General features: G+C 68.8%; 20 protein-coding genes. 5 read left to right on the top strand and 15 right to left on the bottom strand.

Annotated features, from left to right (window positions below):
• Positions 1 to 64 precede the first annotated feature (64 nt).
• Entirely contained in the window at positions 65 to 484 is a 420-nt protein-coding gene (locus AB0H78_RS34450; RefSeq protein ID WP_363238725.1) for a transcriptional repressor, read from the top strand.
• Positions 485 to 535: 51 nt separating this feature from the next.
• On the opposite strand, the gene AB0H78_RS34445 is transcribed toward AB0H78_RS34450, so the two are convergent.
• Positions 536 to 1,378 (bottom strand): isoprenyl transferase, encoded by an 843-nt coding sequence (locus AB0H78_RS34445; protein ID WP_363238724.1) that lies wholly within the window; start codon positions 1,376 to 1,378, stop codon positions 536 to 538.
• Positions 1,379 to 1,393: 15 nt separating this feature from the next.
• Positions 1,394 to 2,143: a DNA repair protein RecO gene (recO, locus tag AB0H78_RS34440; RefSeq protein ID WP_363238723.1), complete on the bottom strand. Its 750-nt coding sequence runs from the start codon at positions 2,141 to 2,143 to the stop codon at positions 1,394 to 1,396.
• Positions 2,144 to 2,210: 67 nt separating this feature from the next.
• Between recO and AB0H78_RS34435 the strand changes: the two genes are divergently transcribed.
• Positions 2,211 to 2,561: a DUF1304 domain-containing protein gene (locus tag AB0H78_RS34435; RefSeq protein ID WP_363238722.1), complete on the top strand. Its 351-nt coding sequence runs from the start codon at positions 2,211 to 2,213 to the stop codon at positions 2,559 to 2,561.
• A 15-nt stretch (positions 2,562 to 2,576) separates the two neighbouring features.
• Here the strand turns inward: AB0H78_RS34435 and AB0H78_RS34430 are convergent, their stop codons facing one another.
• Positions 2,577 to 2,792, bottom strand: coding sequence for a hypothetical protein (locus AB0H78_RS34430; RefSeq protein ID WP_363238720.1), 216 nt, complete (start codon positions 2,790 to 2,792; stop codon positions 2,577 to 2,579).
• Positions 2,789 to 3,025: a hypothetical protein gene (locus AB0H78_RS34425; RefSeq protein WP_363238718.1), complete on the bottom strand. Its 237-nt coding sequence runs from the start codon at positions 3,023 to 3,025 to the stop codon at positions 2,789 to 2,791. The genes AB0H78_RS34430 and AB0H78_RS34425 overlap by 4 nt, the downstream gene beginning before the upstream one ends.
• A 117-nt stretch (positions 3,026 to 3,142) precedes the next feature.
• Here AB0H78_RS34425 and AB0H78_RS34420 point away from each other — a divergent pair, with 117 nt between their 5' ends.
• Entirely contained in the window at positions 3,143 to 3,976 is an 834-nt protein-coding gene (locus tag AB0H78_RS34420; protein ID WP_363238717.1) for a helix-turn-helix transcriptional regulator, read from the top strand.
• Positions 3,958 to 4,146, top strand: coding sequence for a DUF397 domain-containing protein (locus AB0H78_RS34415; protein WP_363238716.1), 189 nt, complete (start codon positions 3,958 to 3,960; stop codon positions 4,144 to 4,146). Before AB0H78_RS34420 ends, AB0H78_RS34415 begins: the two co-directional genes overlap by 19 nt.
• A 1-nt stretch (position 4,147) precedes the next feature.
• On the opposite strand, the gene AB0H78_RS34410 is transcribed toward AB0H78_RS34415, so the two are convergent.
• From AB0H78_RS34410 to AB0H78_RS34365, 10 genes are all read right to left on the bottom strand, one after another.
• Complete coding sequence (locus AB0H78_RS34410; RefSeq protein WP_363238715.1) at positions 4,148 to 4,528, bottom strand: DUF4440 domain-containing protein; 381 nt, start codon at positions 4,526 to 4,528, stop codon at positions 4,148 to 4,150.
• Complete coding sequence (locus AB0H78_RS34405) at positions 4,529 to 5,071, bottom strand: hypothetical protein (RefSeq protein ID WP_363238713.1); 543 nt, start codon at positions 5,069 to 5,071, stop codon at positions 4,529 to 4,531.
• A gap of 101 nt (positions 5,072 to 5,172) precedes the next feature.
• On the bottom strand, positions 5,173 to 5,772 hold the full coding sequence (locus AB0H78_RS34400; protein WP_363238712.1) for a hypothetical protein: 600 nt from the start codon (positions 5,770 to 5,772) through the stop codon (positions 5,173 to 5,175).
• A 1-nt stretch (position 5,773) separates the two neighbouring features.
• Positions 5,774 to 6,406 (bottom strand): hypothetical protein, encoded by a 633-nt coding sequence (locus tag AB0H78_RS34395; RefSeq protein ID WP_363238711.1) that lies wholly within the window; start codon positions 6,404 to 6,406, stop codon positions 5,774 to 5,776.
• Positions 6,403 to 7,050 carry a hypothetical protein gene (locus tag AB0H78_RS34390; protein ID WP_363238710.1) on the bottom strand — a complete coding sequence of 216 codons (648 nt, stop codon included), beginning with the start codon at positions 7,048 to 7,050 and terminating at the stop codon, positions 6,403 to 6,405. The genes AB0H78_RS34395 and AB0H78_RS34390 overlap by 4 nt, the downstream gene beginning before the upstream one ends.
• Positions 7,047 to 8,330 carry a putative T7SS-secreted protein gene (locus AB0H78_RS34385; protein WP_363238709.1) on the bottom strand — a complete coding sequence of 428 codons (1,284 nt, stop codon included), beginning with the start codon at positions 8,328 to 8,330 and terminating at the stop codon, positions 7,047 to 7,049. Before AB0H78_RS34385 ends, AB0H78_RS34390 begins: the two co-directional genes overlap by 4 nt.
• On the bottom strand, positions 8,327 to 8,650 hold the full coding sequence (locus tag AB0H78_RS34380) for a hypothetical protein (RefSeq protein ID WP_363238708.1): 324 nt from the start codon (positions 8,648 to 8,650) through the stop codon (positions 8,327 to 8,329). The genes AB0H78_RS34385 and AB0H78_RS34380 overlap by 4 nt, the downstream gene beginning before the upstream one ends.
• Before the next feature lie 115 nt (positions 8,651 to 8,765).
• Entirely contained in the window at positions 8,766 to 9,443 is a 678-nt protein-coding gene (locus AB0H78_RS34375; RefSeq protein ID WP_363238707.1) for a response regulator transcription factor, read from the bottom strand.
• Positions 9,440 to 10,627, bottom strand: a complete 1,188-nt coding sequence (locus AB0H78_RS34370; protein ID WP_363238706.1) for a histidine kinase — start codon at positions 10,625 to 10,627, stop codon at positions 9,440 to 9,442. Before AB0H78_RS34370 ends, AB0H78_RS34375 begins: the two co-directional genes overlap by 4 nt.
• A 17-nt stretch (positions 10,628 to 10,644) precedes the next feature.
• Complete coding sequence (locus AB0H78_RS34365) at positions 10,645 to 12,741, bottom strand: MMPL family transporter (RefSeq protein ID WP_363238704.1); 2,097 nt, start codon at positions 12,739 to 12,741, stop codon at positions 10,645 to 10,647.
• A 200-nt stretch (positions 12,742 to 12,941) separates the two neighbouring features.
• Here AB0H78_RS34365 and AB0H78_RS34360 point away from each other — a divergent pair, with 200 nt between their 5' ends.
• The gene (locus tag AB0H78_RS34360) at positions 12,942 to 13,325 is read left to right on the top strand and encodes a DUF488 family protein (protein WP_363238703.1); all 384 of its coding nucleotides are present in this window, start codon (positions 12,942 to 12,944) and stop codon (positions 13,323 to 13,325) included.
• A gap of 42 nt (positions 13,326 to 13,367) precedes the next feature.
• On the opposite strand, the gene AB0H78_RS34355 is transcribed toward AB0H78_RS34360, so the two are convergent.
• On the bottom strand, positions 13,368 to 14,048 hold the full coding sequence (locus tag AB0H78_RS34355; RefSeq protein ID WP_363238702.1) for a TerB family tellurite resistance protein: 681 nt from the start codon (positions 14,046 to 14,048) through the stop codon (positions 13,368 to 13,370).
• Between the last annotated feature and the right edge of the window lie 38 nt (positions 14,049 to 14,086).

Below are 14,086 nucleotides of genomic sequence, written 5' to 3'. Positions count from 1 at the left end.
TGGCACAATGGCCCGGTACGGGAACGGGCATGCAGGGCGCACGGACGACGGCGAGGAGGCACCTGTGAACGCGGGAGCACCAGTACGGGGCCGGTCGACCCGGCAGCGGGCCGCGGTGGCGGCGGCACTCGACGAGGTGGACGAGTTCCGCAGCGCGCAGGAGCTGCACGACATGCTCAAGCACAAGGGCGACTCGGTGGGCCTGACCACGGTCTACCGCACGCTCCAGTCGCTCGCCGACGCGGGCGACGTGGACGTGCTGCGTACGAGCGAAGGCGAATCGGTCTACCGCCGCTGCTCCACGGGCGACCACCACCACCACCTGGTCTGCCGCGTCTGCGGCAAGGCGGTGGAGGTGGAGGGCCCGGCGGTGGAGAAGTGGGCGGAGACGATCGCCGCCCAGCACGGCTACGTCAATGTGGCCCACACGGTGGAGATCTTCGGCACCTGCGCGGACTGCGCGGGCTCCTCGGCGGAGGGCTGACCCCGGCTAACCCCGGTCGTAGCAGGCGTACGCGCCGTCCGGCCCGCGCAGTCAGCGCGGGTCGTTCTCCTTGCTCAGGGCTTCCAGCTGCTCGTTGGGGATCGCTCCGCCGAAGCGCCGGTCCCTGGACGCGTACTCCAGGCACGCGCGCCACAGGTCGCGCCGGTCGAAGTCCGGCCACAGGACGTCCTGGAAGACCATCTCCGCGTAACTGCTCTGCCACAGCAGGTAGTTGGACGTGCGCTGCTCGCCGCTCGGCCGCAGGAACAGGTCCACATCCGGCATGTCCGGGTAGTACAGATACTTCGCGAAGGTCTTCTCGTTGACCTTCGCGGGGTCGAGCTTCCCGCTCGCCACATCGCGTGCCAGCGCCTGCGCCGCGTCCGCGATCTCGGCGCGGCCGCCGTAGTTCACGCAGAAGTACAGGGTCATGGCGTCGTTGTCGACGGTCTGCTCCTGCGCGACCTGGAGCTCCTGGACGACCGACTTCCACATCTTCGGCATGCGGCCCACCCAGCGGATCCGGATGCCGAGCTCGTCCATCTCGTCGCGCCGGCGCCGGATGACGTCCCGGTTGAAGTTCATGAGGAAGCGGACCTCGTCGGGCGAGCGCTTCCAGTTCTCGGTGGAGAAGGCGTACAGCGACAGATTCTTGACGCCCATCTCCAGGCACCCCTTGAGGACGTCGAGCACGACGCCCTCGCCGACCTTGTGCCCCTCGGTGCGCGGCAGCCCGCGCTCCTTGGCCCAGCGGCCGTTGCCGTCCATCACGCACGCCACATGCTTGGGGACCAGCTCGCCGGGGATCTTCGGCGGTACGGCACCCGAGGGGTGCGGCTCGGGGATCTTGTAATCGCGCTGTCCGCGCCCACCCAGGATTCCGCGTCGTGCCATGTTGGAACTACTCCCTCAGTTCTTCTCTACGTATCGCAGCGAGCGCAGTCCGCGCTCCAAGTGCCAGTGCAGATAAGCCGATACGAGTCCACTGCCCTCCCGCACATGCCGCGCCTCCGCCGCCTCCGCGCCCGCCCAGTCCCCCGTGAGCAGCGCACTCAGCAGCGCAACGGCCTCCGCAGAGGGTACGACGCTGCCGGGCACCCTGCAGTCGCCGCATATGACGCCGCCCGCCGCGACCGAGAAGAACCGGTTCGGGCCGGGCAGCCCGCACTTCGCGCAGTCCTCGAAACTCGGCGCGTATCCGTTCACGGCCAGCGACCGCAGCAGAAAGGCGTCCAGGATCAGATTCGGCGCATGCTCGCCGCGCGCGAGCGTCCGCAGCCCGCCCACGAGCAGCAGATACTGCTGCACGGCGGGCTCGCCCTCGTGCTCGGTGAAGCGCTCGGCCGTTTCCAGCATGGCGGTCCCGGCGGTGTAGCGCGCGTAGTCCGTGACGATCCCGCCACCGTACGGAGCGATGATCTCGCTCTGCGTGCACAGGGGCAGCCCGCGCCCGACCAGTTCGCTCCCCCGCGCGAAGTACTGCACGTCGACGTGCGAGAACGGTTCGAGCCGCGCCCCGAATTTCGACTTCGTACGCCGCACTCCGCGGGCGACGGCGCGCACCCGCCCGTGCCCGCGGGTCAGAAGCGTGATGATGCGGTCGGCCTCACCGAGCTTCTGGGTCCGCAGCACGATGCCGTCGTCCCGGAACAGACTCATGGCGCCCATTGTCCCTCACGGCCGCACCCGGCTGGCAGGCCCCGCCAATCGCTGCGAACCTGGCCGCATGTCAACGCTCGCGACCGTCCTGGTGCTGCTGATCGCCGTACTCCACGTCTACATCATGGTCATGGAGATGTTCCTGTGGACCGGCCCCCGGGCAAGGGCGTCGTTCGGCCTGACCCAGGAGTTCGCCGAGCAGACGAAGTCCCTCGCGGCGAACCAGGGCCTCTACAACGGCTTCCTGGCGGCGGGTCTCTTCTGGGGCGCGATCGCGGACGACAGGGCGGCCAAGTTCTTCTTCCTCATCTGCGTGGCCGTCGCGGGCCTGTACGGAGCGGCCACCGCCAGCCGCAAGATCCTCTTCGTCCAGACGGTGCCGGCGGCACTGGCGCTGCTGGCGCTCGCCCTGTCCTGAGCGTCCCCGCCCCCTTCACGGCACCTCACCCCGGCTCCGGGCATTGGCGTACGCAGTCACCGCGCTCATCCGCTCCTGCGTGGTGGCCTCCCGTACGCCCTCGGGTGCGCAGACCCGCACCCGCCCGCCGCCGACAGGCCGGAGCCGCAGACTGGGCCCCTCGGCCCCGACCACGAGCCACACCTTCCCCGTACGCCGGTCGACGACGTACGCCCCAGCCTTCACGCTCACCGCTCCCGCCCCGCTTCCCGCAGTGCGGCCACGATGCGCCTCGCCCCGTCCACGGAGCAGTACCCGAGATCCAGCGCCGGACAGGGGGTTTCTCTGGCGTAGGAAAGGGGATCGACCCGCAGCGACGGAAGCACGACACCAATTCCCGCGAGCGCATCCCGCAATTCGACCACCGCTTCATCAGCCTCTTCCATACACACCACCGCATGACCCGCCTTCTGCTCAGCCTCCATCGTGGCTCCCCTTCCTGATCCGAATTCACGCTTCCCTTCATCAAGATGGAGGCATGCGGCTAGGATTGGCAGAGGTATGCGCACTACAACGCTGGCGCAGTGCAAGGGAGTTCGGCCATGGCCAACGTTTCCAGGCAGACGGCGTGGGAGTACTTCGGCGAGGAACTGAAGCGGTTGCGGGAGGCGGCGGACCTGACTCAGGCGGAACTCGGAGTGCGGGTGTTCGTATCCGGCGGATACATCGGCCAATTCGAACAGGCAATTCGCAAGCCGCAGTTGGATGTCGCCCAGAGGATTGACGAGGTGCTGCAATCCGACGGTATTTTCGAGCGGATGTGGCGCAAGCTGATCAATGACAGCAGGTATGCGGAGTACTTCGCGCATGTGGTGGACCTGGAGCGGACGGCGACCAAGATCTGCGAGTTCGCGCCGACGGTCGTCCCCGGCTTGTTGCAGACGGCGGAGTACGCGCAGGCGGTCACGATCGCCGCCAACCCGTTCGTCACGGACGAGTACGTCGACGAGAAGGTGTCCGCCCGCCTGGAGCGCGCGGGCATCCTCAAGGACGCTACAAGGCCCGAGTATTGGGCCGTGCTGCACGAGTCGGCGCTGCGTATCCCGGTGGGCGGTCAGGCCGCGATGGCCGGGCAGCTGGACCACATCGCGGGGCTGATGCGGGACAGGATGGCGATGGTGATGGTGATCCCGTTCGCGGCCGGGGCACATGCGTCCATGCTCGGAGACCTGCGACTCATGGAGTTCGATGACGCCCCGCCAACTGCCTATACAGAGACGTCCTTTTCGGGAACGCTGCTCGACGATCCGGCGGTGGTGAAGCGCGCCCGCCGCGCCTACGATCTGATCAGGGCCGTCGCACTGTCGCCGGAGGCGTCCCTGACCCTGATCGAATCGGCAGCGGAGGACTTCAGACGATGCACACGTACGACCTGAGCAACGCCCGCTGGCGCAAGAGCACGTACAGCAACGGCGAAGGCGGCAACTGCCTAGAAGTCTCCGACGACCACCCTGGCATCGTCCCCGTCCGCGACAGCAAGCAGCCCCACGGGCCAGCTCTCCTCATCCCCGCCGAAAGCTGGACGGCCTTCCTGGCCACGCTCTGAGTCAGTCGCCTCGAACCGGCGTGCCCTGGTGATAGAGCAACCGCCAGTCCGCCCCTTCGTGCGCCCGGCGCCAGATCGAACTCCGGCGGGCCCGCTCGTCGCCGAACGCGGTCTCATACGTGAGGTGCACGAGCCCGGGCGCCAGCAGCACACCCGCCATCCCCGAGGCCTCGTAACGGGGCCCGTCCTCCGCCCCGCCCTGCATCTCGGGCAGCGCGGCAAGCATCTCCGCGTACGTCCACCGCCGCCCCGAGGCGCCGACCTCCACGAAGTCGGGATCCAGCAACTGGGCGGCCTGCGCCCGCGACGTCCGCACGCCGGGATCCATGAGCCGCAGCTCACCGGCAATCGCTGCGGCCACCTGCTCCGATGCGCTCTGCATCTACCGGTACCCGTCGCTCACATTGCCGCTGATCCCACCGGTCTTGGCCAGCGCCATTCGATCGCGGTCCCGCGCGAGATCCACGCGCTGCTCCATGCTCAGCCGGTAGCGGATACTCAGGAGCATGAGCGCATTTCCGCCGGGCAGCGCGATGACCCCACCGAAGGGGAGGTCGCCCGCGAACCAGGCGCCGTGCTCCAGTTCAGGCGTCCAGCGGTTCCACTTCAGTGGATTGCGCGCCACCATTCCACGCGTCCAACCAGCGTCGTCATCGGCTGACCTGAGCTGAACCGCGACTCCCATGGCTTCCTTGGCGCCCTGAGTCCTGCGGACCCCCTCCCGGTATTCCCACCGGTAGCTCCGCAGCACCTTGCGAATCTTGTGCAGACGCCGCAGCGAACCGTAACTCGCGCCCACGAAGAAGAGGAGGACCAGGAACGCCAGGACCCAGAGCGTGGCCACGGGGTTCTGCTTGGAGCCATAGGTGTCCTGGCTCTTCATGCCGACCATCGCCAGCGAACCCACGGTAAGAACGGGCCACACCAGCAGCCGGGTCCTCACCTTCCAACGGGCCCGTTCCCATGCTTTCCGCGTCTCCGCGTGGTCGAAGGCGCAATCGAGCAGTGGAACGCGATCGCCGTACGTCACTTCCGTCCTCCCCGAAGGCGTGCCTGCTTCGCCGTGGCCAACCGTGCTCGACCCGCCGCCTCCCTGGCGATGTTCAGCTCCTCCCACTCCCGGGGCTCCGCCAGGAAGAGCTCATCCGAATCGGGTTGCAGGATCACACCGCCGAAGATGTCGTCGCCTGCGAACCACACCTCGGCCCCCTCCTTCGGAATCTCCCGACGCCGCCCGAGAGCCTCGGTCGCCGCCATTTCGGGCGACAGGTCAATCCCCTCGCGTCCGAGCAGCACGACCATTTTCCACCCACCGGCGCCAGTCATTCGCTGCTGTTCAATCATGGGGGACCTTGGAACCAATGGGTATGCAGCAAGCACGCGCTTGCACGTACCTACCCAGAGGAGCGACCGCGGAAGGGTCCTGAGCGTGTACAGGAGGCCGCCGATTCCCAGGAGCGCGAGGGGGAACAAGAACCCGCTGTGGAACGCCGGAGCCGGAACAATGAGAAGCGCGGAGACCAGGACAATCGTGGCGTAGCGCCTGAAGATGAGCGAGCGCGCTCTATCAAGCACTCTCCGAATATCGATGTCACCGAGCTCGGTCCCGCCGAATACGCTCTGCACGTCAGTACGCCGCCGATTTCCTGGGCCAACGGCTGTCGATCCGGGCCCTCTTGGCCTTCGCGATCCGCTCCGCACCAGCCTGCTTCCGCTCAGCGGCCATCTCGTTCCACTTACTGGGCTGCATGAACAGAATCCTGTCGGTACCAGGGACGATCATGACCCCGCCGAACAGAGGATCCCCCGCAACCCACACACCATCCACAGCGGACGCAGGCCAGTCACCGCTGTCGACTGCATCGATGGCCCGCATCCTGGGCGCCTTGCCTTCTGGTCCTCTGGCCGACAGCAAGAACACCGTTCCGTGCAAGATCCAGCCCTTCTCCCGCTCGATGACCCGGGGCCACATCTCCAAGCGGTACTCACGCAGCACGCGTCCGCTCAATCGTGCCCAGATCAGTCCGCTGAGAAATCTGACCAGTTCGAACATGAAGTAGGCGGCCGCCGCGACAGTCAAGGGAATCAGGTAGGTGACCCCCGTCAGAGGCTGCACGAGGAAGGCGACCGCGCCGATCCCACCGCGTACCGCAAAGCGCTTCAGAACTGCCGCTCGCGCGTGCCTCAGAATCCGCTGCTGGTCCGTTGTGTCGGGAGCCTGCAATTCCCGGGCAGGCTGGGACATCTCATTCGCCGTCATCCGAAGTCGCTCCTCATTGCGTTGGCCACACCATTGTCCGAATCGTCCGCCGAGGTGGGATCGGTGAATGTGACGGTGTGTGCCACTCCGATCAGTACGCGCAGATAGTCGTCCGCGCGATCCACAGCCGCAGTCACCAACTGCACGAGGATGATCTCTGCCGAATCGGCGTCGGGCACCGCAATGGTGCCCTGCCAAACGGTCTCCTGGGACCCTGTGCCAGGCGCCGGTGAACGTCGCCGCTCTTCGGCCAGAAGTCCCGTTCCGCTCGGCAGCGCCAGTGGCCTGACGCCTTCGCCCGGTCGACTGCGATCTGCCGTACCCACCATGTTCGCAAGAACCAGCTTCGGGTCCGCCCCTGCCGACGACACACCGGCGACGGTGAGGACCGAGAACGCGTAGCCGCCCTGATCATCCGGGTGGACACCGATCGCGCAGCCTTGCACTCGCTCCGAGTTCAGCAGCGTCACCGTGCCGGCGTAGAACTGAAGCACCTCTGCGGCGCGCTCGCGCATCTCCTCGGGCAGGCTCAGCACCTGCTCAACCAGCGCCTCGATGCGGTCGAGAGACGGGTGAAGGTCCAACTGTGCATATCCGTACGGAATTCCGTACCAGAACGCAGGCCGCTCGACGTCGTACGTCATGCCACTCCCAGAAGTCCGGCAAGTGAGTGCAGCGTGGCACCGGACTTGAGCACCTCCGCCGTATTGTGCGCGGCACCTTCCTCCGGAACCACACCCAGGCTCTCCCCCGAAGAGACCAGATTCGCCCCCACGTTCACGCCGTTGACGCTGATGTCCGCGACGCGCTTGGCCGCCTCCTTGCCGCCTGCAGCGATACCGGCGGCACCCTCTCGGGCACTCGTCTCAGCGGTCCGTGAGAATGCAGGAACGACATCCTTGACGAACTCCGTCGCCTTCGCCGAAGCGGACACCACTTCCCCGCCTTCGCCGGCCATCCGCGCGGCTCCTGCAACTTCCTTTCCCGCGGTTCCCAATGCCCCAATTCCCGGAACCACTCCCAGGGCGTCGCCGGCGACGGAGGACCATGCACTGAAGGTGTCCATGTTCCACCCCGCCTTGTCACCCCACAATGCCGATCTGAATTCTGGATCAGTCATGTTCTTCGTCATGGAAGCGGCACTTGCCACCACCGCGATCCCCGCGAAAAGCGGCGCCAGCGGCGTCGGGAAGAGCGCCAGCATTCCGGCGATGGCTCCGATCGTCCCCGCGTGCTCGTAGAGGAAATCGCCAACCGCCTTGATGCCGTCCCAGATGGCGTCAACAGCCTTGCTCAGCCAGCCCGGTTCGCGCGGCGCGAGCTTGTCCGTCGCGTCGTCGAGTGCTCTGGCGATGCCCTCCGCCTGGTCCGTGTGCTGGTGTTCCAGCTCCTCCGCCTTGCGGATGACGTCGTCGTACGCCGCGTTCGCGCTGTTCAGCGCCGTCGTGGCCTCGCCCAGGCTCTTCTCCGCCGCGCGCAGCCGCTCCGTGGCCGTGTCCGCCTCTTCCTGCGACGGGAAGGTCTGGCCGGCCAGCTTGAGGTCCGGGTGGCCGGCCGCCGCGTCGTGGCGCCGCTGTGCCGTGACCGTCGCCGTCTTCTTCTCGGCCGCCGCCTCGTCGTACTTCTTCGCCAGGTCCCGGTTCGACGTCAGATCGCCGTCCCAGATCTTCAGCTGGGCCGAAGCCTTCTCCAGCGAGCGCGCCGCGTTCTTGATGTACGTCGGCAGCTCGCCGTCGATCGCCTCGCGGAACGCCGTCGCCGCGTCGCCCTCCCAGTAGCTGCTCTCACCGATCAGCTTCTGGAGCTGGGCGTGGCAGTTGCGGAGTGCCGTGGCCGCTGAAGTGACCTTCGACTGGAGGGCGTTGACCTCTGTCGGGACACCGGGTGCCGGGTCCCAGCCGAGGTTCGGGTAGGGAGTTGTCATGACGGGGTACCGCCCGATGTCGACTCCGCCGCCATCTTCTTGAACGCCTGTTCCAAGGCCTTCTCGACCTCTTCGTAGGCCTGCTTGTTCGTCTTCACGCCCTCGCCGACCGCGTCGACCATCTTCTTCGTCTGCTCGGACCCGTACTTCCAGCGCTCCTGGAAACCGTCGCACGCCTCGTCCAGGCGCGGCGTACCGATCTGGTCGGCACGCACGTGCCCGAGTGCGGCTCGCGCCTCGTCCAGGTCCTTGATGCAGGTGTCCAGGGTTCTCAGGAAGGCACCGAGCTGGTCGGTGTCCGTCTTGAAGTGGTCCCCCATGTCGCGCGCCTCCCGTTGGCTGGAACAGACCGGAATCGAGTGTTCCATCAGCAGTGGCGGTCGATTGTACGGAGCAAGCGGAGGGGGTCATTCCGGCGGGGGTGGAGGGGCGCGGTCAGCCGTCCTGCATGCCCGGGACCACCAAGCCCGATTCGTACGCAATGATCACCAACTGCGCCCGGTCCCTAGCACCCAATTTGCCCATGATTCGGCTGACATGCGTCTTGGCCGTCAGCGGCGAAAGCCCCAGGCTCTCCGCGATCTCCGCATTGTTCAGACCCCGTCCCACCAGCCCCAACACCTGGCACTCACGTTCAGAGAGACCGTCCGGGCCGCCCGTTGACGGGGCCTCCCGCGTCCGCAGGACCCGGGCGATCAGGCGGGCCGTCGGGCCCGGGGAGAGCAGGGCGTCGCCCGCCGCGACCACGCGGATCGCGTCCAGCAGGTCCGCCGGCTTCGTGTCCTTCACCAGGAAGCCCGATGCGCCCGCGCGCAGCGCCTCCACCACGTGTTCGTCCGTGTCGTACGTGGTGAGGACCAGCACCTTCACCCCGGCCAGATCCTCGTCCGCCGCGATCAGGCGCGTCGCCGCGATGCCGTCCATCTCCGGCATCCGGACGTCCATCACGATCAGATCCGCGCGTGACGTACGGGCCAGCGTCACCGCCTCCCGGCCGTTCGCCGCCTGGGCGACCACCTCCATCCCAGGGGCGGAGTCCACCAGCATCGCGAAGGCTGCCCGGACCAGCGTCTGGTCGTCCGCCAGCAGGACGCGGATGGGTTCCAGGGTCATTGCCGCAACTCGCTTTCTTCCAGCGGGAGTTCCGCCCGCACCTCGAATCCGCCACCCCACCGCGGCCCCGCCGTCAGCAACCCGCCCACGGTCCGCGCCCGCTCCCGCATCCCCACGATCCCGAAGCCGGAGCCGGATGTGCCGCCCTGTGCGCTGCCGTCGTCCGCGATCCGCACCTGCAACGTCCCCGCCTCGCCGTACACCGCGACACGGATCCGCGCACCCGCGCCCGCGTGGCGTACCGCGTTCGTCAGGGACTCCTGGACGATGCGATACGCAGCCGCCTCCACCGCCGGCGCCATCGCCAACCCCTCGACGCGCAGGTCGAGTTCGGCCGATGACGCCTTCACCAGACCCGGCAGCGCCGTCAGGTCGGGCAGCGGGTCCGACATACCCCCCGCGCCGTCCGCCCGCAGCACCTCCAGCGTCGTGCGCAGCTCGCCCCGCGCCGTACGGCACGTCTCCGCGATCCCGTCCAGCGCCTTGGCGATCGTCGCCCGGTCCAGGCGGTCAGGGTCGACGGTGAGGATGTGCGAGGCGACCGACGTCTGCACGCCGATCAGCGTGATCGAGTGGGCCAGGAGGTCGTGCAGGTCGCGGGCTATTCGCATCCGCTCGTCCGTCACCCGCTGCTCGGCCTCCCGCTCCGCCCGGGCCTTGAGCGAGGCCACGTAACTCCGGTAGACCCGGACGTCCACCCCGCAGAACAGCACCGCGACATTCCAGCCCGAGATGCGCAGCAGCTCCATGCCGGTGTGGTGGCTGATGGTCGTCACCACCGTGACCATCACGGTGAGGGCTCCCAGGCCGGCCAGCAGGGTGCGCATCGGGCGGCCGGTCGACGCCACCGTGTAGAGGATGATGATCGACTGCGGGAGCACGGCGCTGTGCGAGTTGTCGAGCGCGTGGTACGGCGCGACGAAGGCGACCAGAGCGAAGAACGCCCGCACCGGATTCACCCGCCGCAGCGCCACGGTCGCGGTCGCCCCGGCGAGCAGCAGCCAGCCGACCGCATCCGGCACCCTGGCCGGATCGGCGACCAGCGCGAGGACGACGGACAGCGCACCGGCGCCCGCCGCGAGGAGGGCGTCGGTGCGCCGGCGGTACGGCGCGTCCATCGGGTCGCGGTTGACGACCGTCAGGACGCGCTCGCTGAAGGGTGAGAGTGCGGACACGGTCACCATCTTCCAGTACGTGGTCCTCAGCCGACCCGGGCCATTTCGGCTTCGGTCGGTGCTGCGGGCGGGGAGGCGGGCGTACGGCTCAGCTCGCCCGGCCACCACACCTTCCGGCCGAGGGCCACGCTGGCCGACGTCACCAGATACGTACGCACCAGGAAGGTGTCGAGCAGCACCCCCACCGCGATCACGAAGCCCATCTCGGCGAGGCCCGCCATCGGCATGTCGATCAGGACCGCGAAGGTCGCCGCCAGCACCAGGCCGGCCGAGGCGATGACCCCGCCCGTCGTGCGCAGCGCGGTGAGCGCGGCGGCCGACGTCTCGGCCCCGGACAGGGACTCCTCGCGCATCCGGTGCATCAGGAAGATGCCGTAGTCGACGCCGAGCGCCACCAGGAAGACGAAGGAGAGGAGCGGGAGGCCGGGGTCCATGCCCTTGAATCCGAAGAGCGGTTCGAAGACCAGGCCCGCGATCCCGAGCGAGGCACCCCACACCGCGACCACCGCGGCGATCAGCATCAGCGGGGCGACCAGACTGCGCAGCAGCACGACGAGGATCAGCAGAACGGCGACGAGCACCAGCGGGACGATGATCTTGACGTCCCTGGCACTGGTGGACTCCAGGTCCATCGCCTGGGCGCTCGGCCCGCCGACGTACGCCCCGAGTTCGCCGTCAAGTCCCGTGCGCAGCGCCCGGATCGTGACCTTCTCCCCCGCCGACTCGGGCTTCGCGGTGGCGACGACCGAGATCTCCGTCCAGCCGCTGCCGCTGCGGCCAGGCGTCACGGAGGCGATGCCTCGGGTCGTACGGGCCTGAGCGACGACCTGCGCCGCCTTGTCCGCGGGGGCGATCACGGTGATCGGCCGGGTGGAGCGTTCGGGGAAGGCCGAGGCGAGGGTCTTCGCCGCGGTGATCGACTCGGGGTTGGAGGTGAAGGAGTCCTCCTGCTTGAGATCGCCGGGCATGCTGAAGACACCCAGCGCGAGAGCTCCGAGCACCACCGCACCCGTAAGCAGCACCGCGACCGGACGCCGGCCCGCCGAGCTGCCCATCGCGGCGAAGAGCGAGCGGCGCTGCTTGGGCTCGCTTCCGTAAGCGGGGACGAGCGGCCAGAAGACCCTGCGGCCCAGGAGCACGAGGATCGCGGGCAGCAGCGTCATCATCGCGAGGAGTGCGCAGAGCACGCCGACGGCGGCGATCGGGCCCATGCCGCGGCTGCTGTTGAGGTCGGCGGCCAGCAGGCAGAGCATGCCGACGGCGACCGTGCCGGACGAGGCGACGACCGCGGGGCCGCTGCCGCGCAGCGCGGCGGCCATGGCTTCCTGCGGGTGGGCGAAACGGCGGAGCTCCTCGCGGTAGCGGGCGACGAGCAGGAGGGCGTAGTCGGTGCCCGCGCCGAAGACCAGGATGGTCATCACGCCCTGGCTCTGGCCGGTGACCGTGATGTCGAAGCCGCGGTTGAGGCCGTAGACGACGCCCATCGCCAGCGCGTCGGCGACGCCCGCGCAGACGAGGGGGACCAGCCAGAGCATGGGGCTGCGGTAGATGATGATCAGCAGGATCGCGACGACGGCGACCGTCGTGTAGAGAAGCGGCCCGTCGAGCGACGCGAAGACCTCCTTCGCGTCGACGTCCATCGCGCCGGGGCCGCCCACCTCGACGCTCAACCCGCCGCTCCCGTCGGCGACTTCACGTACATCGGTGACGAAGGTCTTCTTCGCCTCGTCGTCCTGGCCCGGCTCGGTACTGGAGACCGGATACATCAGGGTCGCGCCGTCCTTGGACGGGACGGCGTGCGGGGTCGCGGTGAGGTGGTGGCCGCGGGAGATCGCGTCGACCTGACGGCCGGCGGCCGCCTTGTCGGCGGCGGTGAGCCCGCCGTCACGGTGGTAGACGAGGACGAGGTCGGTGGACTCGCCGCCGGGCAGCCGGTCCTGGATCTTGGCGGCCTGGGTGGAGTCGGCGCCCGCGGGGAGGTAGTCGACGGCACGGTTCTGCTGTACGTCGGCGAGCTTGCCCGCGAGGGGACCCGCGACGGCTACGACGGCGATCCAGAACGCGAGCACGCTCCAGGGGAGCCAGCGGCGTGGTCGTACGGTCTTCTTCGATGCGGCCCTCACGGGGGCCTCCCCTCCTGGGCGGTTGTCCGGTCCTCACCAGACTCCCGTCGCGAGGGGCACGAATCGTCGCACCGGTGACGGAGTTGGGGCCTACTGCCTGGGGTGACGGAGGATGGCCGCTACTCCCCGGGGAGTACGCACTCGCGGGCCGCGACCCGGCGGGGCAGGGTGGAGGCAGGACACCGCCCCGAGGAGACAGCATGTGCGCCGACCGCCCCGAGTTCACCGTCCGCCGCGTGTACGACCCGCCGGGCCCGGACGACGGAACCCGCGTCCTGGTCGACCGGCTGTGGCCGCGCGGGGTGTCCAAGGAGCGCGCGGCCGTCGACGAATGGCCCAAGTCGGTGACGCCCTCGAACGAACTGCGCCGCTGGTACCACGCGGACCGCTCCCGCCGCGCCGACTTCGCCGACCGTTACGCCGCCGAACTCGCCGCCCCCGAGGCCCGCGAGGCGCTGGCGCACCTGGCCGAACTGGCGCGCCGGGGCCCGGTCACCCTGGTGACCGCGGTCACCGACGTGGCGCAGAGCCACGTACCGATCCTCCAGGCAGCGCTGACCGACTTCGGCCCGTCCGGCGATTGAGGGCAAGCGGCCGAAGGACGCCGAAGGACGCTTACCGGGGCTCTACGACGGCGTCCGCGCGGCCGCCGCGAGCAGCCGCGCCGTATCGTCCTCGCACAGCGCCAACGCCCCGCCCACCGCCGCGAGCACCTCACGCTCGGCCGGGCGGTACGGGCCGTCCGCCAGCGCGATCCGCGCGCCCTGCATCAGGATCGACTCCCGGCCCGCAGGGGCCAGATGCGGGGCCAACGGCCCCAGTACCTCGTGCAGTTCGATGGAGAGCGCGACCCCGCACGGGTCCGCGTCCGCGTCCGCCGACAGCGCCTCCACCAGAATCCCCAGCTGCTCTTCGCTGCAGTCGTCGAGCCCGGCCGCCCGCAGCGCGGACGCTGCCACGGCCGTCGCCGTACGCGAGGAGGAGCCGCCCGCGGCGAGCACCGCGAGGGCGACCGTCTGCACGGCGTCCCGCAGCATCGAGGAGAAGCGCGTGGTCGTCGGGTGGTCCAGGGCGTCCAGGCCGAAGTGGCTCTGGCAGGCGGCGCATTCGACGACCGGGCCCTGGCTGCCGCGCGACATCAGCGGTACGCCGAGGACCGTCAGCCGGCGGCGTCCGGTGAGGCGCCGGTAGTTGCGGTCGCCTCCGCACTCGGCGCAGAAGAACTCGCCGTCGCCGACGGTTTCCCAGGTGGTACGTACAGCCCAGATGATCGACTTCTTGCCGCTTTGACCTCGGGCTGGCAGCACGTCGCACCTCCGTAACGCCCCGGCAACATTGCCGCGTT

The organism is Streptomyces sp. NPDC050738 (assembly GCF_040654175.1).
Classification (GTDB): Bacteria; Actinomycetota; Actinomycetes; order Streptomycetales; family Streptomycetaceae; genus Streptomyces.
The sequence above is the reverse complement of the archived record's forward strand: the minus strand, read 5'-3'. Positions and strand labels throughout refer to the sequence as shown.